This window comes from Pseudomonas sp. P108, assembly GCF_032613195.1.
GTDB lineage: Bacteria > Pseudomonadota > Gammaproteobacteria > Pseudomonadales > Pseudomonadaceae > Aquipseudomonas.
The window spans coordinates 3,177,159-3,201,877 of the sequence record NZ_CP126691.1; the positions used below are offsets into that span (position 1 = coordinate 3,177,159).

A 24,719-nucleotide genomic window follows, 5' to 3' on the forward strand; every position below is an offset into this window, starting at 1 on the left:
TCGTCATGGGGTGTGAATGGATGACACCCGACGCGACACCGGTGGTTTATGACGGCCATCATCTATCAGCTAACAATCGATAAAAAGCGTAAAAAGTGCGGCGTTATGATCGAAATGACCGATAAGAAAACACCTCGAAAGGGTTTCATCTCACCTTCAGTTCATCGCCTAAACCAATGACCTGTAAGCATTTCGCTAGAACTGAACGGCAAATACAGACACCATAGCCGCAACAGCCTCACACACTGGAGCCCGTCAGCGTGGCGCAACACACCCCCGATCTTCCTCCCGAACTTCGCCCCTTGGCCGAGATGCCTTGGTTCAAACGCCTGGCTGCACGCTTCTTCGGTCATGGTTTGACCCGTTTGCGCGCGCAGCACCGTGCGTCTTGGTTGCACGGTCAGGCCGATGGTTTCCGCAGCGGCCACACCGCTGGCGTCGAATATGGCTTTAACGAGGGCAAACTTGAGGGCTTGGAAGAGGGCCGTCAGGTGCTGCTGATCCGTGACAGTCGCAACCCGGAGCATCGCCCGCCCAGTGTCGATAACCACCTGTTTGACGATTGGCGCCTGCCGCTGACGGCCGAGCTGAAAAAGCGCATGAAGGCCGATGTCGCCCGTTTGTTGCCCGAGCACGCGCAGCCGAGTACCGCGCAATGGAAGATGATCTTCAGCGAAACACCGTCAACCTCAGTGGTCGCTGGTGCAGGCGCGGGCAAGTCCACCACGCTGGTGCTGCGCATCCTGTTGCTTAACCACTATCTGGGCTTTGAGCTGGATTCGATGACCGTGGTGACCTTCACCCGCGAGTCGCGCAAGGATTTCATCAATAAACTGATCGAACTGTTCGCGCTCTGGGGTCTGGCGCTGAATCTGCGCCAGGCGCGAGAACTGGTGCGCACCTTCCACTCGCGCATCCTGCCGATGGTGCGCAGCCTGCCGGGTTTTGAACGCTTGCAGGCGTTTGAGAACCTGAGCAATCGGCCACATGGTGCTGACGAGGAGGTCGACAGCAATCCGTTCGACTTGCGTATCAACGATGTGCAGCGCCAGCAACTCAACGGCTGTTATCACCGCCTGTTCAACGAAGACGAACGTTTCCGTCAGCTGATTCAGCCATTGTCCCGCGCCGGTCTACAGCTCAAGGAGCTGGAGCGCGATCACCCGGACGTGCAAAAACGCGTTGCGGTGACGCAGTTGGCCTCCCAGCGTGATGAAGAACTGTGCGATGCCATTGAAGATCTGTGGTTGCGCGCCGGAGCCTGGCCGATCAAAGGCATCGAGCCTAACCGCCAGAGTTTCGATATCAACGGCGCGAAATTCCATTGCCATGGCTACATTCCGAGCCTGGATGCCTGGGTGGTACTCGGTTTCGATCCACGGGAAAATCCGCAGGTCAGTCGGCCAAACGCCAAGCTCAGCGTGCGCGCAGAGTGGGCAGTGAAGCGCACCCTGTTTCAAGCTTTCTGTCGTAAGCCTTTGATTTGGCTAGATAGTTATGATGCGTCAAAGCGTGTTCTTGCGACTTTGGCAGGCGATGCCAGCGCCGGGCCGGGCTTCGATTACAAGGTCAAAGGCGAGTTGGCGTCGGCGCCGTTGCTCGACTGTTTTGTCGCCGCAGCAGGTTTCATCGAGAACCTTGGCCTGGATGTGCCTGACGCGGTCGGTCGCATGAGCTTTGCCAAGGATGACCCGGACCGGTTTTTCTTTGAGGCGTTGAGCCTGTTCTGGCGCGCCTTTGAAGATCATCTGCTCGATCAGAAACCGCCGGTCATGACCTACAACCGAATGTTCGCGTTGTTCAGCGAGCACTCACCGGAGAACCTCAAGCTGTTGAGCGATGAGCTGCTGAGGCCGTTGTCGCACCTGATGATCGATGAATTTCAGGACGTTTCCCCGCAGATCGTTTCGTGGATCCGTGCCAGCCTCACGGAAATCCGCAGTCGAGGCCCGGCGATGCATGTCGGACGGGGAGCGCAGCGCTCGTCGCTGTTGTGCGTCGGTGATGACTGGCAGTCGATTTACGGCTGGCGCGGCAGTTCGCCGAGCTACTTTATGGCGTTCGACAAGGAATTCCCGTCGCCCGCTACGACGCGGGTGATGCTCAGCGACAATTACCGCAGCCACCAGCACATTATCGACGCGGCCGAGCACATCGTTCGCGCCGCCCCGGCGATCCCCGGCAAGAAGGCCAAGGCCAGCGGCGCAGTCAAGCCACTGCAGCCGGTCAACGTGCTGGAGCGCGATGATCAGGCTTTGGGCCAGCGCCTCGCCGAACATTATCGTCAGGGCCACTCAATATTGATGCTTTATCGAAAAAGCAGCGATAAGTCATTGATTGAAGAGCATATTCAGTCCGTAGTTAATGTGGATTCGAGCTTGCCGTACCAAGCTCGACGGCTTAAGCAACTGACCTACCACAGCGCCAAAGGCTTGCAGGCTGACGCGGTCTTTCTGCTCGGTGACTGTCAGCACCTGACCAGTTCGCCCTATAAGAATCAGGTCTATCGCATGGCAGGACTGGGCAAGTCCGGCGACAGCGAGCCGTATGACACGGCGCAAAAAGACGAGATCCTGCGCCTGGCGTATGTCGGCATCACCCGCGCGGTCAGCCATTGCTACTGGTATGTCGAACCGCAGGAAGCGCAAGCGGTGAACACGCCCCGGGCGTCTGACCGGGTGGCCAAAGGCAAGCCGTTCTTCGTTGATCACCGCATCGCCAAACAAACCGCATAAGCACAAAAAAGCCCACATCGCTGTGGGCTTTTTCGTTTTAAATCAAAGGGCTATGCGTAACTCCTGAGAGACTCCGGAGGTACGAAAGCTTCCAGCTCGTCCTCCACAGCCTCGATAATTCGTTCGACATCCGCTGCATTCATCACCGTCGCACACGGGATGCCCGCGATGGCGATCATGGTTTCGCCACTGGCGCGATCAAACAGTCGGGCGATCATGCTGCCCGGCGCGTCCATCGTTGCCTCGAAACCCATAGGATGAAAATGCCAGCGCATCAGTTGGCATGCATTGGGGAACGTGACTTTGCTTGACCCTTTATTCATGTGTTGCCCGCCTTCTTCATCGAGCGCTTCCGTTTGCTCATGTTAGGAGGGAAGAGCCTTCATTGGCTCAACCGGTGACTGACATTAAAAGTAGCATCCCGATGTGAAATTCCTGTGAGATTTTTCAGTTCTTTTTGCGATTGCTTCGCATTTTTTGATGTAAGTCACGGCCTACGCAGTCATCGCCAAAAGGCCACTACGGATTAACCATTGAAGCGCGTGCCGAACTTGGGCAAGCTCGATTCTTTTTCGCCGAGCCCTTTATGCACGCCGACGACGACGGCCCAGAACAGACCAAAGCTACGGCGGCCACGGTCATGCGCTATCACCTGAGCTGGAAGCACCGCGACCTCGACAGCGTCATGGCGCTGTATCACCCGGACATCCAGTACAACGATTTCTTTCAGAACCGCGTGCTCGGTCTCGCCGAGTTGCGCGAATACGTGCGCGTCAGCATGCCGCGTGAATCCGACGAACTGCTCGAGCATTGCGACCGCATTCGCGTCGACGGCAATACCGCGTTCATTCAATACGAAGTGACCTTGCGCGGCGGCGACGGGCTGGTGTCGTTTCGCTCAAGCGAAGCGATCACGGTGAAGGACGGGCTGATCTGGCGCGTCAACGAATACGCATCACTGGTGCGTACACAAACCGACGGCAAGAGTCCGCCAAGTCAGCGCCCGGCGGTCAGTCGCCTGGGCTTGTCGCCGCGTCAATTGAGTTTCATGGCTGAAGACCTGCAACAGTACTTTGAAAAGCAGCAGCCGTATCTCGATCCTGAACTCGACTTGCAACGGGTGGCGAAGGAGTGTGGTTACAGCCGCAATCAGATTTCCTATCTGCTCAACCAGGTGCTCGGGCAAAGTTTCTATCGCTACGTCAATCAGGCGCGCCTGCAACATTTGCTGCGTGCGCTGGATAACGCCGCGCCGCCGGTGCGCATTGATGAACTGGCCTTCGCTGCCGGTTTCAATTCGTTGTCGGCGTTTTACAGCTGTTTCCGCCAGCACACTGGCCAGTCTCCGAAGGCTTACGTTAAACAAATTTCTTTGCGGACACGCGCGCAAGACATCGACTGAGCACAGCCACTAGGATCGACGCCATCGAAGGTTTTCAGTGGCGGAGTCTTGCATGCCGGCGTGGCGCACTATCAGTTTGTGGATGGATCAACTCGATGAGCCGCTGACCGCGCGGCCCGAGCTTGAGCGAGATCTGGACGTCGACGTGGCGATCATCGGCGCCGGCTACACCGGGCTGTGGACCGCGTACTACCTGAAGAAACTCGCGCCGGGGCTCGACATTGCGATTGTCGAGGCGCAGACCGCCGGTTTTGGCGCGTCCGGTCGTAACGGCGGCTGGCTGATGGGCAATCTGCTTGGCGAGGACCGTCTGCTGGCCGGGCTGTCGCCGCAGCAGCGCCGCGCTTCATTCGATCTGCTACACAGCATTCCTGATGAAGTCGAGATCGTCCTCGAACGCGAAGGTATCAACTGCGATTACCGCAAGGGCGGCGTGCTGTATTGCGCGGCGCGCTATCCGGAGCAGGAAGCGTCTCTGCGTGAATACCTGAACAAATTGCACGCCCAAGGCCTGACCGACGACGACTACCGCTGGCTCAGCCCTGAACAACTGGCGCAGCAGATCCGCGTGGCCAAACCGTACGGCGGGATTTACGCGCCGCATGTGGCGACCATCCACCCGGCGAAACTGGTGCGCGGTCTGGCGCGCACCGTGCAGAACATGGGCGTGAAGATCTACGAAAACAGCCCGGTCACCCACTGGCAGTCGGGCAGTTTACGCACCGCCAAGGCCAGCGTGCGCAGCCGCTGGATCGTGCCGGCCGTCGAGGGTTATTCGGTGACCTTGCCGCCGCTGGGCCGCTATCAATTGCCGGTGCAAAGCTTGATTGTCGCTACCGAACCGTTGTCTGCCGCGACTTGGGATGAAATCGGCCTCAATCGCGGCCAAGCCTTCAGCGAATTCAGCCGCCAGGTCACCTACGGCCAGCGCAGCGCCGACAATCGCCTGATCTTCGGCGCCCGTGGCGGTTATCAGTTCGCCGGCAAGTTGCGCCATAACTTCGATCTGACCCGCGATGAAGTCGAGCTGCGCCGCTATCTGTTCGGCGAACTGTTCCCGCAACTGAAAAACGTGCAGATCACCCACGCCTGGGGCGGCAACCTCGGCATGTCGCGGCACTTCAAACCGCACATGCTTTGCGATCGCGCCAACGGCATCGCGCTATCCGGCGGTTACGGCGGGGAGGGCGTCGGCGCCAGCAATCTCGGCGGGCGCACGCTGGCTGATCTGATTCTTGAGCGTGACACCGAGCTGGTTCATCAGCCCTGGGTGCTGCCGGACGGCGGCATTCATGCACTGCGCGCGTGGGAGCCGGAACCGTGTCGCTGGCTCGGCTATAACGCGATCATCAAAAGCTTCGTCCACGAAGACCAGACCCTGGCCAACCCGGCGACCGCGCCATGGCGGCGCAAGCTCGCCAGTCAGGTGGCGGGTTTCATGGAAGGTTTCATGCACTAAACGTCGATTTACTTCAAGAAAGCCCAAAAAACAGGTCAGACCATGAGCATTACCCAGTTCAAAAACACCGCGACATTGCAACTCGACGAGTCCAATCCGGTGGCCGTGCCGCTCGGCGAACCGGTCGCCATTGCTTCGACCACCAGCGTCGAGCGCGATGACGGCGTTGAAACCGGCGTCTGGGAATGCACCCCGGGCCGCTGGCGTCGGCAGATTACCGCGCAAGAGTTCTGCCATTTCATTTCCGGGCGCTGCACGTTCACCCCTGACGGTGGCGGCGAAACCCTGCACATACAAGGTGGCGACGCACTGATGTTGCCGGCCAATACGCTCGGGATCTGGGATATCCAGGAAACCGTGCGCAAGAGCTACGTGCTGATTTTCTGATTGTTTGATCCTTTGATTGCCTGCCAACAAAAAAGAAAACCCACACAGGAATCGATCCATGATCCGCAAGACCCTCGCTCTGGCACCGCTGATGCTCGCTGTTTCCCTTGCTCAGGCAGCGGAAACGGTCAAGGTTTACAACTGGTCCGACTACATCGCGCCGGACACCACCAAGAACTTCGAGAAAGAGACGGGCGTGGGTGTCACCTATGACGTCTACGACAGCAACGAAACCCTCGACGGCAAGTTGATGACCGGTAAATCCGGGTACGACGTGGTGTTCCCGTCCAACCACTTCATGGCTCGGCAGATTCAGGGCGGGGCACTGAAGAAACTCGACAAGAGCCAGTTGCCGAACTGGAAAAACCTCAATCCGGTGCTGCTCAAAGCCCTACAGACCAACGACCCGAACAACGAGCACGGCTTCCCGTACCTGTGGGGCAGCACCGGCATTGGTTACAACATCGCCAAAGTCAAAGCCGTGCTTGGCGACAATGCGCCGGTGGACTCCTGGGACCTGATCTTCAAGCCCGAGTACATGGAAAAGCTGCAGAAGTGCGGCGTAGCGATCCTCGACAACGGTCCGGAATTGCTGCCGGCGGCGCTCAATTACCTGGGCTTGCCGCACCACAGCAAAAATCCCGAGGACTATAAAAAAGCCGAAGCGCTGTTGCTGAAGGTGCGGCCGTACGTCAGCTACTTCCACTCGTCGAAATACACCAGTGACCTGGCCAACGGCGACATCTGCGTGGCGGTCGGCTTCTCTGGCGACATCCTGCAGGCCGAGAACCGTGCCAAAGAGGCGAAGAATGGCGTCGACATCGGCTACGCGATTCCCAAGGAAGGCGCGGCGATCTGGTTCGACATGGTCGCCATGCCGGCCGATGCGCCGGACGAGAAGGCCGGTTACGCGTTCATGAACTACCTGCTGCGCCCGGACGTGATGGCCGGCATCAGTAACTACGTGCACTACGCCAATGGTAACGAGCAGGCCGACAGCCTGATCGACCCGGCGATCAAGAACGACACCAAGGTTTATCCGAGCCCGGAGATGATGGGCAAGCTGTTTGCGCTGGAGGCGATGCCGTTGAACATTGACCGGATCCGCACGCGGGTGTGGAACAAGATTCGGACTGGTAGTTAATCACCCAGGCATACATAAATCCCTGTGGGAGCGAGCTTGCTCGCGAAAGCGGTCGGTCATTCAACATCAATGTTGTCTGGCCCGACGCCTTCGCGAGCAGGCTCGCTCCCACAATGTCTTTCAGCGTTTAACTGGTTGATATCAATACACTGGCATCGCACTAATAAAGTGCAGCAAAGTGAGACGCGCCTAACAAAAAACAACTTACCCATATTTAATATTTAAATAGAAAATCGTCAGACAATTAGGCAAAAGCCGCGCAACTAAAACATTCTTTCATCCCCGCACGCTTTGTTTACGGCAGTTTCCCGAAACAGCCCGATTTGATCTCAAAAAAATCCTTTACGGCAGATTTCAAATTGTGTCAGGTTTCTTACGCCTTCATTGGGCGAGTGATAGGACGACCTCGCCAGAGATCGTCCTGTCGGACAAAAACTGTTCCATTGCTAAACAAGGAAGTGTGTTTATGTCGAAAGTTAAAGCGAATGCTATTGATGCCGCCGAACAGGCTTTTCAGCTGTCTGCCTTCAGCTCGGCGTACAACCAGATCAATAGCTTCAGCCATCAATACGATCGTGGCGGCAACCTCACGGTCAATGGCAAACCCTCCTTCTCCGTCGACCAGGCCGCAACCCAGTTGCTGCGCGACGGCGCTGCCTACCAGGACAAGGACGGCAGCGGCAAGATCGAACTCACCTATACGTTCCTGACTTCGGCATCGTCCAGCACGATGAACAAGCACGGGATCAGCGGGTTCAGTCAGTTCAGTGCACAACAACAATCCCAGGCCAAGCTCGCCATGCAATCCTGGGCTGACGTGGCTAACGTGACCTTCACCGAGAAAGCCTCGGGCGGTGACGGCCACATGACCTTCGGCAACTACAGCGGTGGCCAGGATGGCGCTGCAGCGTTCGCGTATCTGCCAGGCACCGGCGCCGGTTATGACGGCACCTCGTGGTACCTGATCAACAGTGGCTACACGCAGAACAAGAACCCGGATCTGAACAACTACGGCCGTCAGACCCTGACGCACGAAATCGGCCACAGCCTGGGTCTCGCTCACCCTGGCGACTACAACGCCGGCAATGGCAACCCGACCTACAACGATGCGTCCTACGGGCAAGACACCCGCGGCTACAGCATCATGAGCTACTGGAGCGAAAGCAACACCAATCAGAACTTCAGCAAGGGCGGTGTCGAAGCGTATTCGTCCGGCCCGCTGATGGACGATATCGCTGCCATCCAGAAGCTCTACGGTGCCAACACCACCACCCGTACCGGTGACACCACCTACGGCTTCAACTCCAACACTGGCCGCGATTTCCTCAGCGCTTCGTCGTCGAGTGACAAAGTGGTGTTCTCGGTGTGGGACGCGGGTGGCAAGGACACTCTGGACTTCTCGGGCTTCACCCAGAACCAGAAGATCAACCTCAAAGACGCCTCGTTCTCTGACGTTGGCGGCATGGTCGGTAACGTGTCCATCGCCAAGGGCGCGATTATCGAGAACGCCATTGGCGGTTCCGGCAACGATCTGCTGATCGGCAACAGTGTGGCCAACGAGCTCAAGGGTGGTGCTGGCAACGACATCCTCTGGGGTGGCGGTGGTGCTGACAAACTGTGGGGCGGCGCGGGTTCGGACACGTTTGTGTTCGCAGCCAGTTCCGATTCCAAGCCGGGTGCGATCGATCAGATCCTCGATTTCGTCAGCGGTCTGGACAAAATCGACCTGACCGGCATCACCAATGGCGCAGGCCTGCACTTCGTCAGCAGCTTCACCGGTGCTGCCGGTGACGCCATCCTGACGTCGTCGGGTGGCAACAGCCTGCTGTCGGTGGACTTCTCCGGGTTCGGCGTGGCTGATTTCCAGGTCAGCACCGTTGGCCAGGCAGCGACCAGCGACATCGTGGCGTGATGTAGCAGTGGGAAGCGGCGTGTGATGCGCCGCTTTCTTTGCTTGCATCGTATTGGCAGGTAAGCAAGGCTACACGCCGGAGCGAATATTCCTATGATCTATAAAGCTTTTACCTGCACGGTAGCGGCGTGGCTCTCGGCGGCGCTCTTCATGATTTCAGGAGAAACCAGCATGGCAAGCAGCCTCAGACTCGAAGATCCATCGGTGTTTGCGGGGCAATGGCAAGCGACATTGTCTACCCGGGATGATGATCGAGAAGCGCAAAAGCAGCAGGACAAGCCTTCGAATACTTGTCTGATCGACCTTGAATCCAATCAGACCTTGGGCAAAGGGGCCGACTGTCTCGGTGCATGGCTTGAGCAAACCCCGATCGGCTGGTTTCCCGATCCGGACGGCCTCTCGATTACCGGCAAGGAAGGCTCAAGAATCCAGTTCTTCAGCCGACAAAGTGGCGGGCTTTACTCGACCACTTTGAAGTCGGGTCTGGTGATCACGTTAACGCACACAGTGAAACAGCCTTGATTATCGAATCCGCGACAAAGTTTTAATATAAAGCGCCACAAGCTGGTTATAAGAGACGGCGAATGACAACTGCACCGCTGTTAATTACGCAAGTTGTTATGAAAGTGTAAGCGGGTACTTGCAAGTCATCTTTCGCAGGTAAGCGGAACATTAATTGAAGCCTCGCCCAAGTGTGGCGAGACCGAACATTTCAGGAAGAATCAATGAAGATGGCGAAGGCCCCAGCCACCGCTCCGTTATTCAAGGCTTTGGGAGACTATAAAAGCATTCTGATCAGCGTCGGCTGCTTTACCGCACTGATTAACGTGCTGATGCTGGTGCCCTCCATCTATATGCTCCAGGTCTATGACCGGGTGCTGTCGTCGCAGAACGAAACGACCCTGGCGATGCTGTCGCTGATGGTTGTCGGTTTCTTCGCCTTTATCGGCCTGCTCGAAGTGGTGCGCAGCTTTATCGTGATCCGCATCGGCAGCCAGTTGGAGCGCCGCTTCAACCTGCGTGTTTACCAGGCGGCGTTCGAGCGCAACCTGTTCAAAGGCGAGGGCAACGCCGGGCAGTCGCTGGGTGATTTGACGCACATTCGCCAATTTGTCACCGGGCCTGCGCTGTTCGCGTTTTTCGATGCGCCGTGGTTCCCGGTCTATCTGTTTGTGATCTACCTGTTCAACGTCTGGCTCGGCGTGCTCGCTACTGCGGGCGCACTGTTGCTGATAGGGCTGGCGTGCCTGAACGAGTACATGACCAAAAAGCCGCTGGGCGAAGCCGCCGGTTATTCGCAGAAGTCCAGCCAGTTGGCCACCAGCCATTTGCACAACGCCGAAACCATTCAGGCGATGGGCATGCTCGGTTCCCTGCGCAAGCGCTGGTTCCAGGTGCACTCGCGCTTCCTCGGTCTGCAGAATCAGGCCAGCGACACCGGTGCGGTGATCAGCTCTGTGAGTAAAACCCTGCGTCTGTGCCTGCAATCGCTGGTGTTGGGCCTGGGCGCATTGCTGGTGATCAAGGGCGACATGACCGCCGGAATGATGATCGCCGGTTCCATCCTGATGGGCCGCGTGCTCAGCCCGATCGACCAGTTGATTGCCGTATGGAAGCAGTGGAGCGGGGCGAAGCTGGCTTACCGCCGTCTCGATGCGCTGCTGCAAGCCTTCCCGCCGAGTGACGACGCCATGGCGCTGCCGGCGCCGAAAGGCCAGATCACCTTCGAACAGGTCAGCGCCGGCCCGCCGGGGCAACGCGCGGCGACCCTGCAGATGGTCAATTTCAATCTGAATGCCGGCGAAGTGCTCGGCGTACTCGGGGCTTCCGGCTCCGGCAAATCGACCCTGGCCCGCGTGCTGGTGGGTGTCTGGCCGACCCTCGGCGGCACTGTGCGCCTCGATGGCGCGGACATTCATCGCTGGAACCGCGATGACCTTGGCCCGTACATCGGCTACCTGCCGCAAGACATCGAGTTGTTCAGTGGCAGCATCGCCGAGAATATCGCGCGTTTCAGCGAGGCCGATCCGCAGAAGGTCGTTGCCGCTGCGCAACAGGCCGGCGTGCACGAAATGATCCTGCGTCTGCCGCAAGGCTACGACACGCAACTGGGCGAGGACGGCAGCGGCCTGTCCGGCGGCCAGAAACAGCGCGTGGCCCTGGCGCGCTCCATGTATGGCACGCCAAGCCTAGTGGTGCTGGATGAACCGAACTCCAACCTCGACACCGTCGGTGAAGCGGCATTGGCCAGCGCCATCGCTGCGCTTAAAGCCCAGGGCACCACGGTGGTATTGGTGACGCACCGTTCTTCGGTGTTGGCCCAAGCCGACAAATTGCTGGTCCTGAATGACGGGCGTCTGCAAGCCTTCGGTCCGAGTCAGGACGTGCTCAAGGCACTCTCCGGCCAGCAAGAACAGCAACGGGAAAAAGCTGCACCGGCACCGGGCGGGCTCAGCATGAGCCGACAGTATCAGCCCTCGACAAGGAACTCGGGTGTATGAGCAGCGCAAGCATGAACACTGAAAACGAAGCGAGCATGGAACACGCCTACATCACCGAACGCCCGGAGCGCGATGCGAAGTTTTTCGCGCGCATGGGCTGGATTCTGGCGATCGTCGGCGCCGGCAGTTTCTTCACTTGGGCCGCTCTGGCCCCGCTGGATCAGGGCATCCCGGTGCAAGGCACCGTGGTGGTGTCAGGCAAACGCAAAGCTGTGCAGTCGATGAGCAGCGGCGTGGTCAGCCGGATTCTGGTGCGCGAAGGCGAAATCGTGAAGCAGGGCCAACCGCTGTTCCGCCTCGATCAGACGCAAGTTGCCGCTGATGTGCAGTCACTGCAAGCGCAATACCGTATGGCCTGGGCCAGCCTCGCGCGCTGGCAGGCCGAACGTGACAACCTCAAGCAAGTGACCTTTCCGGCCGAGCTGAGCAATGATCCGGACCCGCGTCTGGCACTGGTGCTGGAAGGCCAGCGCCAACTGTTCAGCAGCCGCCGCGAGGCGTACTACCGCGAGCAGGCCGGGCTGCGCGCGAGCATCGAAGGCGCCACCGCGCAACTGGCCGGCATGCGCCGCGCCCGTACCGACCTCAACGCCCAAGCCGACTCGCTGCAACAACAGCTCAGCAACCTGCAACCGCTGGCGGACAACGGCTACATCCCGCGCAACCGCTTGATGGAATACCAGCGGCAACTGTCGCAAGTGCAACAGCAACTGGCGGAAAACACCGGCGAAAGCGGCCGCGTGGAGCAGGGCATTCTTGAATCGCGCCTGAAACTGCAACAGCACGCCGAGGAGTACCAGAAGGAAGTCCGCACGCAACTGGCCGACGCGCAACTGAAAAGCGTGACCCTGTCGGAGCAACTGACTTCCGCCGGTTTTGATTTGCAACACAGCGAAATCATCGCCACCGCTGACGGTGTGGCAGTCAACCTCGGCGTGCACACTGAAGGCGCTGTGGTGCGTCAGGGTGAAACCCTGCTGGAAATCGTCCCGCAAGGCACCCGGCTGGAAGTGGAAGGGCACTTGCCGATCAACCTGATCGACAAGGTCGGCGCGCATCTGCCCGTGGACATCCTGTTTACCGCCTTCAACCAGAGCAAAACCCCGCGCGTTCCGGGTGAAGTCAGTCTGATTTCCGCCGACCAGATGGTCGATGAGAAAACCGGCGTGCCGTACTACGTGTTGCGCAGCAGCGTCAGCGATCAGGCCATGGAAAAACTCAACGGTCTGGTGATCAAGCCCGGCATGCCGGCAGAAATGTTCGTGCGCACCGGCGAACGTTCACTCCTCAACTATCTGTTCAAACCGCTGCTCGACCGGGCCGGCTCCGCGTTGACCGAGGAATAAGGATGTTCGGCTGTATGAATAAGCGTTCCCTGCTCGGCGCGGCAATGATGCTGCTCGCGAGTCACTCAGCAGTAGCGGCCATGGGGCCGTTCGAGATCTACGAACAGGCGTTGCGCAATGACCCGGTATTCCTCGGGGCGATCAAGGAGCGTGACGCCGGCCTGGAAAACCGTGCGATTGGCCGTGCCGGATTGCTGCCGCGCATCGGCTACACCTACAACAAGGGCCGCAACTCATCGAAAGCCACCTCTCTGGATGAGCGCGCGCGTAACCGTACCGATGACCGCAACTACAGCAGTTATGGCTCGGCCTTGACGCTGCAACAACCGTTGCTCGACTACGAGGCCTATGCCGCGTATCGCAAAGGCGTCGCGCAGTCGTTGTTTGCCGACGAGAATTTTCGCGGCAAGAGCCAGGAATTGCTGGTTCGGGTGCTGGATAACTACACCAAGGCGTTGTTTGCGCAGGACCAGATCGACATCGCTCAGGCGAAGAAGAAGGCTTACGAGCAGCAGTTCCAGCAGAACGAGCACATGTTCAAGCAAGGCGAGGGCACCCGCACCGATATTCTTGAGGCTGAGTCGCGCTATGAACTGGCGACCGCCGAAGAGATCGAGGCGCGCAACGAACAGGATGCCGCGCTGCGGGAACTGGGTGCGCTGGTGGGCACGCCTGCGGTGGATATCGGCGATCTGGCGCCGCTGGGCCCAAACTTCCAGACCTTCGCGCTGATGCCGGCCAATTACGACACCTGGCACGAGATGGCGGTAAGCAATAACCCGAATCTGGCCTCGCAGCGTCAGGCCGTGGAAGTCGCGCGTTATGAGGTGGAGCGCAATCGCGCCGGGCATCTGCCGAAAGTCAGTGCTTACGCGTCGATGCGCCAGAACGAATCGGAAAGCGGCAACACCTACAACCAGCGCTACGAGACCAACACCATCGGTTTTGAGGTCAGCGTGCCGTTGTATGCCGGTGGTGGGGTTTCGGCGTCGACGCGTCAGGCCAGTCGCACCATGGAGCAGGCCGAGTACGAGCTTGATGGCAAGACGCGTGAGACGCTGATCGAACTGCGTCGTCAGTTCAGTGCCTGTTTGTCCGGAGTGAGCAAGTTGCGCGCTTATCAGAAGGCATTGAGCTCGGCGGAAGCGCTGGTGGTGTCGACCAAGCAGAGCATTCTCGGTGGCGAACGGACCAACCTCGACGCCTTGAACGCCGAGCAGCAACTGTTTACCACCCGCCGCGATCTGGCGCAGGCGCGGTACGACTATTTGATGGCCTGGACCAAGTTGCATTACTACGCCGGGACCTTGAACGAACAGGATCTGGCGCGGGTGGATGAGGCTTTTGTGGTCGCTCAACAGCCCTCACCCTAACCCTCTCCCAGGGGGAGAGGGGACCGATTGGGGGATATTGCAGAAGTACACCGACTTGAACGAACGCTAGCGAATCCAACATTTCAGGTCGATGAATAACGCAAGACACCTCGGTCAGCTCCCTCTCACTTGGCGAGGATGTGCTTCACCGAATCCATAATCGACCCGATTCTTCAGGTCGATGTAAGACGCAAGACATCGCGGTCGGCTCCCTCTCCTGGGGGAGAGGGCTGGGGTGAGGGGAACAGGCAACACCGCAAAACAACCTGCATAAAACAATAAAAGTGAGTGGTGAACATGGACGTACGCATCAAGCCGGTTTCGGTCGGCACCCTGTTGCTTGTGATTTCTGCAACCCAGGCGCAAGCCCAATACCTCGAAAGCGGCCAACCCGGCGATCCCGCCAGTTGGCGCAGCGCTGAATTCCTCCGCGACTGGGGCCTGAGCCGCATGCAGGCCGAGCAAGCCTACGCCGCCGGCATCACCGGCCAAGGCGTGAAAATCGGCGCCCTCGACTCCGGTTTCGATGCCGCCCACCCGGAATTCGCCAGCGATCGTTATCACCCGGTGCAGGCCAGCGGCAGCTACATCGACGGTTCGCTGTTCAACGTCGATGGCACCCTCAATCCCAACAACGATTCCCACGGCACCCACGTGGTCGGCACCATGGGCGCCTCGCGCGATGGCAGCGGCATGCACGGCGTGGCGTACAACGCGCAAATCTACGTCGGCAACACCAACAAGAACGACAGTTTCCTGTTCGGCCCCAACCCCGATCCGCGCTATTTCAAAGCGGTCTATGACGCCCTGGCCGATGCCGGCGTGCGCGCGATCAACAACAGTTGGGGCAGCCAGCCGCCGGATGTCAGCTACCGCACACTGGCTGATCTGCACGCCGCTTATGCGCAGCACTGGAACAAAGGCACTTGGCTCGATGCCGCCGCCGATGTGTCCCGACGCGGTGTGATCAACGTGTTCAGCGCCGGCAACAGCGGCTACCCGAATGCCAGCGTGCGTTCGGCGTTGCCGTATTTTCAGCCGGATCTGGAAGGTCACTGGCTGGCCGTGTCGGGCCTCGATCAGAGCAATCAGCAGAAGTACAACCAGTGCGGCCTCGCCAAATACTGGTGCATCACCACGCCGGGGGCGAAGATCGACAGCACCATTCCCGGTGGCGGTTACGCGATCAAATCCGGCACCTCGATGTCGGCGCCGCATGCGACCGGTGCGCTGGCGTTGGTGATGGAACGCTATCCGTACATGAACAATCAGCAGGCCCTCGAAGTGCTGCTGACCACCGCCACGCAACTGGATGGCTCGGTCACCGATGCGCCGACTGACCGAGTCGGCTGGGGCGTGGCCAATCTGAATCGGGCGATGCGCGGGCCGGGGCAATTGCTCGGTGCGTTTGATGCCAGCCTGGGGGCAGGGCAGCGCGATGTCTGGAGCAATGACATCTCCGACAAGGCGCTGATTCAGCGTCAGGCCGAAGACCTCGCCGAGCACAATGCCTGGCAGCAAACCCTGCAAGACAAGGGCTGGCAGAATGGCGTTCCCGCAGGCGCCAGCCAACAGGATCAGACCGACTACGCGGTCGGCACTGCCCGTGATGCAGCGGTGGCGAGCCGGGTGTATCAGGGCAGCCTGATCAAATCCGGCGGCGGGCAGTTGATCCTCTCCGGTGACAACACCTATCGCGGCGCAACTACGGTCAATGGCGGTTTGCTGACGGTCAACGGTTCGCTGACTTCCGCTGTCACGGTGAACGACAGCGGCACCCTCGGCGGTTCCGGGCGGATCGGCGCGCTGACCGCCAACAGCGGCGCTCGCGTGGCGCCGGGCAACTCCATCGGTACGCTGAATGTGGCCGGTGACGTGACCTTCGCGCCCGGTTCGACTTACGCCGTTGAACTGTCACCGACCAGCAGCGACCGCATCGTCGCCGGTGGCACCGCCAATATCAGCGGCGCCACCGTCAGCCTGTCGCTGGAAAACAGCCCGACGCTGCTCAGCACCACCGAGGCGCAAAGCCTGCTCGGGCGCCAGTACGACATCCTGCAAGCGGCCGGCGGCATTCAGGGCCAGTTCGGTGCGGTGCTGCCGAATTATGTGTTTATCGGCGGCAGCCTCGACTACGCCGCCACCGGTATTCAGCTCGATATCGAACGTAACTCGACAACCTTCGCCAGCGTCGGGCAAACGCCGAATCAGCGCTCGGTGGCCGTTGCCGTTGAAGGTCTGGGCGCGGGTAACTCGGTGTTCGAAAGCCTGTTGCGTTCACCCGACGCGGCTTCGGCGCGACAAGCGTTCCAGCAGTTGAGCGGCGAGATCTACCCGGCGTTGAGTTCGATGCTGATCAATGACAGCCGCCAGTTGCGCGACGCGGTGGGCGAGCGTCTGCACGACACAACGGCTGCGCAAAGCAACGGCTGGATCAAGGCTCTCGGGGCATGGGGCACGACCGATTCGAGTCACGACACGGCGGGCTACAACACTTCGATTGGCGGATTGCTGGCCGGTGTCGATGGCGCGCTGGACGAGCAGACCCGCATCGGTCTGGTCACCGGTTACAGCGACAGTTCGCTGAGCATGGGTTCGGGCACGCATTCCTCGGCCAAGGTCGACAGCTATCACCTCGGCGCGTACGCCGGCCGTGAAATCGGCGCCTGGCGCTTGAGCACCGGCGCGGCGTACAGCTGGCATCGCGCCGATGTGAAACGCGATCTGCAATACGGCGACATCAGCGGCAAACAGAAAGCCAAGGTGGATGCAGCGACCACGCAAGTGTTCGGCGAAGCGGCTTATCGCTTGCACCTGCAACCATTGGCGCTGGAACCGTTCGCCAACCTGGCCTACGTGCATCTGGACACTGAAGGCTTGACCGAGAAGGGCGACGCGGCCGCGCTGAAAAGTTCGGGCGATCAACGTGACGCCGTGCTGAGCACCCTCGGCGTGCGGGCGATCAAGACCTTCAATCTTTCGCCTGCGCAATCACTCGACGTCAGCGGCCACCTCGGCTGGCAGCACAGCCTGAGCGACATCGACTCCGAACAGCATCTGCGCTTTGCCAGCGGCGGTACGCCGTACGCGGTGGAGAGTTCGGCGCTGGTACGCGATGCCGCGCTGGTCGGCGTGCAGGCGAGCCTCGCGTTGAGCAAAGACGTGCGCGTCAACCTTGATTACAACGGACAACTGGCCAGTCGCGAGAAAAGCCATGGCGTCGGCCTGAGCCTTAACTGGCAGTTCTAACCCACGCTGATCGTTCCCACGCTCTGCGTGGGAATGCAGCCCGTGACGCTCCGCGTCACTGGACGCAGAGCGTCCCTAGAGGCATTCCCACGCGGAGCGTGGGAACGATCATCGCCCTCAGTGGCAACGATCAGGATTTTTCGCAACATCACTAAGGAAGGTCGCTGGATGAATAACAACAATACCCCCGCGCAAACGGGTGGCCGCTTTGCCCTGAAAACCCTCACGCTCGCCGTGCTCTGTGCCATCGGTACAGCCCACGCCGTGCCCTACGTGGAGAGCGGTCGCACGGGCGATCCGTCGAGTTGGCGCAGTGCCGAGTTTCAGGCCGATTGGGGCTTGGGCGCGATCGGTGCCGATCACGCTTACGCCGCCGGTTATACCGGCAAAGGCGTGAAACTGGGGATCTTTGACCAGCCAGTGTATGCCGCGCACCCGGAGTTTTCCGGCAGCAATAAAGTCGTCACTCTGGTCACCAGCGGGATTCGCGAATACACCGACCCGTACATCCCGGTCAAAGCCGGCGATGCGTTCCGCTATGACGGTTCGCCCTCGGTCGGCTCCGACGGCAAACTCGGCGCCCACGGCACCCACGTCGGCGGTATCGCCGCCGGCAGTCGCGACGGCGGGCCGATGCACGGCGTGGCGTTCGGTGCGCAGATCATCAGCGCCGACAACGGCGACCCGGGCCCGGAGGACGGCATTGTTCGCGGCAACGACGGCGCGGTGTACAAGGCCGGTTGGGATGCACTGATCGCCAGCGGCGCGCGCATCATCAACAACAGTTGGGGCATCGGCATCACTGACCGTTTCGACCTCGGCGGCCGCGATCCGGCGTACCCGCATTTCACCGTCAACGACGCGCAGTTGCAGTTCAACGAAATCCGCACACTGCTCGGCACCAAACCCGGTGGCGCCTACGACGGCGCTATTGCCGCCGCGCGCAGCGGCATCGTCACGATCTTCGCCGCCGGTAACGACTACAACCTCAACAACCCGGACGCCATCGCCGGCCTCGGCTATTTCGTTCCAGACATCGCGCCGAACTGGATCACCGTCGCCGCGTTGCAGCAGAACCCGGACCTGGCCAGCGCCAACCCGTACATCATGAGTACGTTCTCTTCGCGCTGCGGCTACACCGCGAGTTTCTGCGTCTCGGCGCCGGGCACGAAGATCTTCAGCGCGATCATCGAAGGCACCAACGCCGACAACCTCACCACCGGCTACAAAAATTACAACGGCACCTCGATGGCCGCGCCACACGTGGCCGGTTCCATGGCGGTGCTGATGGAGCGCTTCCCGTACATGACTGGTGATCAAGTCGCCACGGTCTTGCGCACCACCGCCACCGATCTCGGCGCGCCGGGCATCGACGCTTTGTACGGCTGGGGCATGATCAACCTGCGCAAGGGCATCGACGGCCCGTCGATGTTCGTTACCGAGCAGGACATTCCGGCGGAATTCCGTATCGACGGCGCTTACGGTTCCGGCCAGTTTGTCGCGGATCTGCCGGGCATCGGCGCGATCATCGATCAGGGCAAACCGACCGAGCGCGTGTGCACCGACATCACTTGCGGCCTCGATACCTGGCGCAATGACATTTCCGGTCACGGCGGTTTGACCAAGCAAGGTATCGGCACGCTGGTGCTGACCGGCAACAACACTTACAGCGGCCCGACCTTGGTCAATCAGGGCCGCCTGGCCATCAACGGTTCGCTGCAATCGGCGGTGACGGTGAATGACGGCGGTATCCTCGGCGGCAATGGCCACATCGGCGCGCTGTCGGTGAACAGCGGCGGTACGGTCGCACCGGGTAACTCCATCGGCACCCTGAACGTGGCCGGTGACGTGACCTTTGCACCGGGTTCGACCTACGCCGTAGAGCTGTCGCCGACCAGCAGCGATCAGATCATCGCTACCGGCAAAGCCGTGATTGAAGGCGCCACGGTGAGCATGTCGCTGGAAAACAGTCCGACCCTGTTGACCACCAACGAAGTGCAAAGCCTGCTCGGCACTCAGTACAACATCCTGCAAGCGGCGGGCGGCATCGAAGGACGCTTCGGTCAGGTGTTGCCGGATTACGCCTTCCTCGGCGGCACGCTGGCGTACTCGGCCACTGGCATCCAGTTGGCAGTCGGGCGTAACGATGCCTCGTTCGCCAGCGTCGGTTTGACACCGAACCAACGCGCCGTGGGCGCTGCGGCTGAGCGTCTGGGCGCTGGCAATGCGCTGTTCGAAACCCTGTTGCTGTCGCCGAATGCGGCGTCGGCGCAGCAAGCCTTCCAACAGTTGTCCGGCGAGATCCATCCGGCCATTGGCACGATGCTGATCAACGACAGCCGTTACCTGCGTGAAGCGGTGGGCGAGCGTCTGCGTGAGCGTGACCTGTTCAATGCCGGCGCACCGACTGATGAGCGCAGCAACGCTTGGGTCAAGGTCTTGGGTTCGTGGGGCAAGAGCGATGGCGGGCATGACAATGCCGATTCCAACAGTTCCATCGGTGGCTTGCTGGCCGGTGTCGATGGCTTGATCGCTGAAGATACCCGTCTGGGTTTCGTTACCGGTTATAGCGACAGCTCGTTGAGCATGGGCAGCGGCACGCATTCGTCGGCGTCGGTCGACAGCTACCACTTGGGTGCGTACCTGGGGCATCAGATCGATGCGCTGCGTCTGACCGTCGGTGGCGCCTATAGCTGGCACCGTGTCGACGTCAAACGTGACCTGCAGTTCGGGGACGTCAGCAGTAAACAAAAAACCAAGCACGATGCCGCAACCACGCAAGTGTTCACCGAGGCCGCTTATGATCTGGGCCTGCAACCGATGAACCTGGAGCCGTTCGCCAATCTGTCTTACGTGCACCTCAATACCGAAAGCTTCACCGAGAAGGGTGATGCTGCAGCGTTGAAGGGGGGTGAGGACAACCGCGATGTGGTGCTGTCGACCCTCGGCGTGCGCGCCAAGCGTTCGTTCGCCTTGTCGGATCAGCAGCAGCTGGAGCTGGGTGCGAGCCTCGGTTGGCAGCACAACCTGAACAACGTCGATGCCGACAGCCATCTGGCCTTCGCCAATGGCAACAGCGCGTTCACTGTGCAGGGCGTGTCGATGGATCGCGATGCCGCGGTGGTCGGCGTACGCGCGGGTCTGGCGCTCAACCGCGATGTGCGGGTGAACCTGGATTACAACGGACTGATCGGTAGCAACGAGAAAGACCACGGTGTGGGTCTGACCCTCGACTGGCAGTTCTAAGGCGTGCTGGCAGCTCTGCAAAGAGCTGCCAGTCATTTGAAGGAAGAGAGAGCACAACATGGGACTGTTCGATTATAAAAATGCCGATGGCAAAGCGTTGTACAGCGACGCCATCGCACTGACGCTGTATGCCTACACGCCGACCGGCAAACCGTTGCCGGCCACCGCTTGGGCGCCGGTCACGGCGACGGCGCTGGGCTATCAGGGCAAGGTCGGGCCACAAGGCACGTTCTTTGGCGAGAAGGACGGCTTCACCAGCGCCGAAGCCGAAGTGCTCGGCAAATACGACGCTGCCGGCAAGTTGATTGGCATCGGCGTGGCCTTTCGCGGCACCGGCGGGCTGGGTTACAGCGATACTTTCGGCGACCTGAAAAACAACCTGCTGGCCGCCATCGGGCCTTCGGATTACGCGAGCAACTACGCGAAAAACGCCTTCGACAATCTGCTCAAGGCTGTCGCCGCGTTCGCCATTGCCAACGGCATCGGTGCCAAGGACGTGCTGCTCAGCGGCCACAGCCTCGGCGGGCTCGGGGTCAACAGCGTGGCCGAGCTGAGCGCGAGCAACTGGGGCGGCTTCTTCAAGGACGCCAACTACATCACCTTCGCCTCGCCAACCCAGAGCAGCACCGGCAATAACGTGCTGAACATCGGTTTCGAGAACGACCCGGTGTTCCGCGTGCTCGACGGCACCACGTTCAGCAGCGCGTCGATGGGCAAGCACGACAAGCCCCACGATTCGACCACCGACAACATCGTCAACTTCAACGACAACTACGCTTCCACCGCGCAGAACCTGGTGCCGTTCAGCATCGTCAATCCGCTGAACTGGTCGGCCCACAGCTCGTTGGGGTATGCCGATGGCTTGAATCGGGTCATCGATTCGAAGTTCTACAACCTGACGCATAAAGACTCGACGATCATCGTCTCCAATCTGGAAGAAGCGTCTCGCGGCAAGACCTGGGTTGAGGATCTCGGCCGTAGCGGCGAGCCGCACACCGGCAGCACCTTCATCATCGGCACGCAGAGCAACGACTGGCTCAAGGGCGGCGCGGGTAACGACTTCCTCGAAGGCCTGGGCGGCGATGACCGTTTCCGGGACGACGGCGGCTACAACATTCTGCTCGGCGGCCAAGGGCATAACACCTTCGAACTGCAGAAACCGCTGCAGAACTTCAGCTTCGCCAACGACGGTGACGGCACGCTGTACGTGCGCGACGCTTACGGCGGCATCAGCATGACCCGCGACATCGGCGCGCTGGTGAGCAAGGAGTCGGGGTCGTGGTGGGGCAGCAAGGAAATCACCTGGGGCGTCACCGCCAAGGGTTTGACCAACGGCAGCGAGCTGACCCAGTACAACCACTCGCTCAGCGGCGATGGCTACGGCAATGCGCTGCACGCCACGGCCGACGGCGACTGGCTATTCGGCCTCGGTGGCGATGACAAGCTGATCAGCGACAAGGGCCATGTGACCTTCGTCGGCGGCGCCGGTAACGACGTGATGACGGCAGTGGGTGGCAACAACACCTTCCTGTTCAGCGGCGCGTTTGGTTTCGATGCCATCAACGGTTATCAGGGCAGCGACAAACTGGTGTTCATGGGCGTCGAAGGCGCGGGGCAGGGCTACGACTACAAGCAACACGCGTCGCAGACCGGCAGCGATACCGTGCTGAAGATTGGCGACTATGCCGTGACCCTGATCGGGGTGGGAGTGGCTAACCTGTCGGACTCCAGTTTCATGTTCGCGTAGATCCAATGTGGGAGCGAGCCTGCTCGCGAATACGTAGTGTCAGTTGAAGTCTTCGTACCTGACACCCCGCCTTCGCGAGCAGGCTCGCTCCCACAGTAAAAACAGCAGTAAGTAGTACTGAAATGCTCCGGGGCGTCCCCGTGGGGCGCCCTGGCTGTGAGCTATCTCTAACAATTCCAACAAGAGAGAGGCAATAGCAATGGGTGTGTATGACTACAAGAACTTCGGCACAGCCGATTCCAAGGCGTTGTTCAGCGATGCCATGGCGATCACGCTGTATTCCTACCACAACCTCGATAACGGCTTTGCCGCCGGTTATCAGCACAACGGTTTCGGCCTCGGCCTGCCCGCCACGCTGGTCACGGCGCTGCTCGGCGGCACCGATTCACAAGGGGTTATTCCCGGCATTCCGTGGAACCCCGACTCGGAAAAACTCGCCCTCGACGCCGTGAAACAGGCCGGCTGGACGCCGATCACCGCCTCGCAACTGGGCTACGACGGCAAGACCGACGCGCGGGGAACCTTCTTCGGCGAGAAGGCCGGTTACACCACCGCGCAAGTGGAAATTCTCGGCAAGTACGACGCCCTGGGCCATCTCACCGAACTCGGCATTGCCTTTCGCGGCACCAGCGGCCCACGGGAAAACCTGATCCTCGACTCCATTGGCGACGTGATCAACGACCTGCTCGCCGCCTTCGGCCCCAAGGATTACGCCAAGAACTACGTCGGCGAAGCCTTCGGCAATCTGCTCAATGATGTGGTGGCGTTTGCCAAGGCCAACGGTCTCAGCGGCAAGGACGTACTGGTCAGTGGCCACAGCCTCGGCGGCCTGGCGGTCAACAGCATGGCCGATTTGAGCGGCGGCAAGTGGGGCGGTTTCTTCGCCGATTCCAACTACATCGCCTACGCCTCGCCAACCCAGAGCAGCACCGACAAAGTGCTCAACGTCGGCTACGAAAACGACCCGGTGTTCCGCGCCCTCGACGGTTCGACCTTCACCGGCGCCTCCGTCGGCGTGCACGATGCGCCCAAAGAGTCTGCCACCGACAACATCGTCAGTTTCAACGATCATTACGCCTCGACCGCGTGGAATCTGCTGCCGTACTCGATCCTCAACATTCCCACCTGGATCTCGCACTTGCCGACTGCGTATGGCGACGGCATGAACCGGGTGATCGACTCAAAATTCTACGACCTCACCAGCCGCGACTCGACGATCATTGTCGCCAACCTCTCGGACCCGGCGCGGGCCAACACCTGGGTGCAGGACCTCAACCGCAACGCCGAAACCCACAAGGGCAGCACGTTCATCATCGGCAGCGACGCCAATGACCTGATCCAGGGCGGTAGCGGCAACGATTATCTGGAAGGTCGCGCCGGCAACGACACCTTCCGCGACAGCGGTGGCTACAACGTCATCCTTGGCGGGCAGGGCAGCAACACCCTCGACCTGCAAAGCGCGGTGAAGAACTTCGACTTCGCCAATGACGGCGCCGGCAATCTCTACGTGCGCGACGCCAACGGCGGGATCAGCATCACCCGCGACATCGGCAGCATTGTCACCAAAGAACCGGGGTTTCTCTGGGGCTTGTTCAAGGACGATGTGACCCACAGCGTCACGGCCAGCGGCTTGAAGGTCGGCAACAATGTCACTGCGTACGAATCCAGCGTCAAAGGCACCGGCGGCGCTGATACGTTGAAGGCGCATGCGGGTGGCGACTGGTTGTTCGGGCTGGACGGTAACGATCACCTGATCGGTGGCGCGGGCAACGACGTGTTTGTTGGCGGCGCCGGCAACGACCTGATGGAGTCGGGAGGCGGGGCGGATACGTTCCTGTTCAACGGGGCGTTCGGGCAGGACCGGGTGGTCGGTTACACGTCCAACGACAAACTGGTGTTTCTCGGTGTCCAGGGTGTGTTGCCGGCGGAGGACTTCCGTGCCCATGCCGCCACCGTTGGGCAGGACACGGTGCTGACGTTTGGCAATGATTCAGTGACGTTGGTCGGGGTGTCGCTGAATAGCCTGAGTGCTGAGGGTGTTGTGATCGCCTGAGGTTGATGGGGCGCCGGTAAGGGCCCTTTCGCGAGCAAGCTCGCTCCCACACTGGATCTGTGTCGTTTACAAATCCCCTGTGGGAGCGAGCCTGCTCGCGAATAACGATAACGCGGTTTAAAAGTGACTCGACAGCCATTCTCTGACTCAAACCCCTGCGAAAAC

The 24,719-nt window shown here is 60.2% G+C and carries 15 protein-coding genes; 14 read left to right on the forward strand and 1 reads right to left on the reverse strand.

The window, feature by feature from the left end:
* The first annotated feature begins 260 nt into the window (after positions 1-260).
* The gene (locus tag QOM10_RS13905; RefSeq protein ID WP_316918292.1) at positions 261-2,735 is read left to right on the forward strand and encodes a UvrD-helicase domain-containing protein; all 2,475 of its coding nucleotides are present in this window, start codon (positions 261-263) and stop codon (positions 2,733-2,735) included.
* 50 nt (positions 2,736-2,785) lie between these two features.
* Here QOM10_RS13905 and QOM10_RS13910 read toward each other — a convergent pair whose 3' ends face one another.
* Positions 2,786-3,058, reverse strand: coding sequence for a DUF1652 domain-containing protein (locus QOM10_RS13910; RefSeq protein ID WP_038367758.1), 273 nt, complete (start codon positions 3,056-3,058; stop codon positions 2,786-2,788).
* A gap of 263 nt (positions 3,059-3,321) precedes the next feature.
* On the opposite strand from QOM10_RS13910, the gene QOM10_RS13915 reads away from it, so the two are divergent.
* The 13 genes from QOM10_RS13915 (at position 3,322) to QOM10_RS13980 (ending at position 24,554) form a co-directional block, all read left to right on the forward strand.
* Positions 3,322-4,137 carry a helix-turn-helix domain-containing protein gene (locus tag QOM10_RS13915; protein WP_316918293.1) on the forward strand — a complete coding sequence of 272 codons (816 nt, stop codon included), beginning with the start codon at positions 3,322-3,324 and terminating at the stop codon, positions 4,135-4,137.
* 52 nt (positions 4,138-4,189) lie between these two features.
* Positions 4,190-5,596, forward strand: coding sequence for an FAD-dependent oxidoreductase (locus tag QOM10_RS13920; RefSeq protein ID WP_316918294.1), 1,407 nt, complete (start codon positions 4,190-4,192; stop codon positions 5,594-5,596).
* Positions 5,597-5,638: 42 nt separating this feature from the next.
* Positions 5,639-5,983, forward strand: a complete 345-nt coding sequence (locus tag QOM10_RS13925) for a cupin domain-containing protein (RefSeq protein ID WP_093431317.1) — start codon at positions 5,639-5,641, stop codon at positions 5,981-5,983.
* 58 nt (positions 5,984-6,041) lie between these two features.
* Positions 6,042-7,127: a polyamine ABC transporter substrate-binding protein gene (locus QOM10_RS13930; RefSeq protein ID WP_095120851.1), complete on the forward strand. Its 1,086-nt coding sequence runs from the start codon at positions 6,042-6,044 to the stop codon at positions 7,125-7,127.
* 466 nt (positions 7,128-7,593) lie between these two features.
* Positions 7,594-9,039 (forward strand): serralysin family metalloprotease, encoded by a 1,446-nt coding sequence (locus QOM10_RS13940; RefSeq protein ID WP_150751493.1) that lies wholly within the window; start codon positions 7,594-7,596, stop codon positions 9,037-9,039.
* A gap of 93 nt (positions 9,040-9,132) precedes the next feature.
* Positions 9,133-9,561 (forward strand): AprI/Inh family metalloprotease inhibitor, encoded by a 429-nt coding sequence (locus QOM10_RS13945; RefSeq protein ID WP_316918295.1) that lies wholly within the window; start codon positions 9,133-9,135, stop codon positions 9,559-9,561.
* Positions 9,562-9,764: 203 nt separating this feature from the next.
* A complete protein-coding gene (locus tag QOM10_RS13950) occupies positions 9,765-11,540 on the forward strand; it encodes a type I secretion system permease/ATPase (RefSeq protein ID WP_316918296.1) in 1,776 nt (591 codons plus the stop codon).
* Complete coding sequence (locus QOM10_RS13955) at positions 11,537-12,886, forward strand: HlyD family type I secretion periplasmic adaptor subunit (RefSeq protein WP_116255491.1); 1,350 nt, start codon at positions 11,537-11,539, stop codon at positions 12,884-12,886. Before QOM10_RS13950 ends, QOM10_RS13955 begins: the two co-directional genes overlap by 4 nt.
* A gap of 2 nt (positions 12,887-12,888) precedes the next feature.
* Positions 12,889-14,259: a TolC family outer membrane protein gene (locus QOM10_RS13960; protein WP_150751492.1), complete on the forward strand. Its 1,371-nt coding sequence runs from the start codon at positions 12,889-12,891 to the stop codon at positions 14,257-14,259.
* Between the two features lie 297 nt (positions 14,260-14,556).
* Complete coding sequence (locus QOM10_RS13965) at positions 14,557-17,508, forward strand: autotransporter domain-containing protein (protein ID WP_316918297.1); 2,952 nt, start codon at positions 14,557-14,559, stop codon at positions 17,506-17,508.
* A 168-nt stretch (positions 17,509-17,676) separates the two neighbouring features.
* On the forward strand, positions 17,677-20,754 hold the full coding sequence (locus tag QOM10_RS13970) for an autotransporter domain-containing protein (protein ID WP_316918298.1): 3,078 nt from the start codon (positions 17,677-17,679) through the stop codon (positions 20,752-20,754).
* A gap of 58 nt (positions 20,755-20,812) precedes the next feature.
* Entirely contained in the window at positions 20,813-22,501 is a 1,689-nt protein-coding gene (locus QOM10_RS13975) for a polyurethanase (RefSeq protein ID WP_150751489.1), read from the forward strand.
* A gap of 199 nt (positions 22,502-22,700) precedes the next feature.
* Positions 22,701-24,554: a polyurethanase gene (locus QOM10_RS13980; RefSeq protein WP_316918299.1), complete on the forward strand. Its 1,854-nt coding sequence runs from the start codon at positions 22,701-22,703 to the stop codon at positions 24,552-24,554.
* Positions 24,555-24,719 lie beyond the last annotated feature (165 nt).

What these genes read in the sequence shown, in the direction of transcription:
- QOM10_RS13910 (WP_038367758.1), bottom strand. Translation starts at nt 3,058, where the DNA reads ATGAATAAAGGGTCAAGCAAAGTCACGTTCCCCAATGCATGCCAACTG.
- QOM10_RS13915 (WP_316918293.1), top strand. Translation starts at nt 3,322, where the DNA reads ATGCACGCCGACGACGACGGCCCAGAACAGACCAAAGCTACGGCGGCC.
- QOM10_RS13920 (WP_316918294.1), top strand. Translation starts at nt 4,190, where the DNA reads ATGCCGGCGTGGCGCACTATCAGTTTGTGGATGGATCAACTCGATGAG.
- QOM10_RS13925 (WP_093431317.1), top strand. Translation starts at nt 5,639, where the DNA reads ATGAGCATTACCCAGTTCAAAAACACCGCGACATTGCAACTCGACGAG.
- QOM10_RS13930 (WP_095120851.1), top strand. Translation starts at nt 6,042, where the DNA reads ATGATCCGCAAGACCCTCGCTCTGGCACCGCTGATGCTCGCTGTTTCC.
- QOM10_RS13940 (WP_150751493.1), top strand. Translation starts at nt 7,594, where the DNA reads ATGTCGAAAGTTAAAGCGAATGCTATTGATGCCGCCGAACAGGCTTTT.
- QOM10_RS13945 (WP_316918295.1), top strand. Translation starts at nt 9,133, where the DNA reads ATGATCTATAAAGCTTTTACCTGCACGGTAGCGGCGTGGCTCTCGGCG.
- QOM10_RS13950 (WP_316918296.1), top strand. Translation starts at nt 9,765, where the DNA reads ATGAAGATGGCGAAGGCCCCAGCCACCGCTCCGTTATTCAAGGCTTTG.
- QOM10_RS13955 (WP_116255491.1), top strand. Translation starts at nt 11,537, where the DNA reads ATGAGCAGCGCAAGCATGAACACTGAAAACGAAGCGAGCATGGAACAC.
- QOM10_RS13960 (WP_150751492.1), top strand. Translation starts at nt 12,889, where the DNA reads ATGTTCGGCTGTATGAATAAGCGTTCCCTGCTCGGCGCGGCAATGATG.
- QOM10_RS13965 (WP_316918297.1), top strand. Translation starts at nt 14,557, where the DNA reads ATGGACGTACGCATCAAGCCGGTTTCGGTCGGCACCCTGTTGCTTGTG.
- QOM10_RS13970 (WP_316918298.1), top strand. Translation starts at nt 17,677, where the DNA reads ATGAATAACAACAATACCCCCGCGCAAACGGGTGGCCGCTTTGCCCTG.
- QOM10_RS13975 (WP_150751489.1), top strand. Translation starts at nt 20,813, where the DNA reads ATGGGACTGTTCGATTATAAAAATGCCGATGGCAAAGCGTTGTACAGC.
- QOM10_RS13980 (WP_316918299.1), top strand. Translation starts at nt 22,701, where the DNA reads ATGGGTGTGTATGACTACAAGAACTTCGGCACAGCCGATTCCAAGGCG.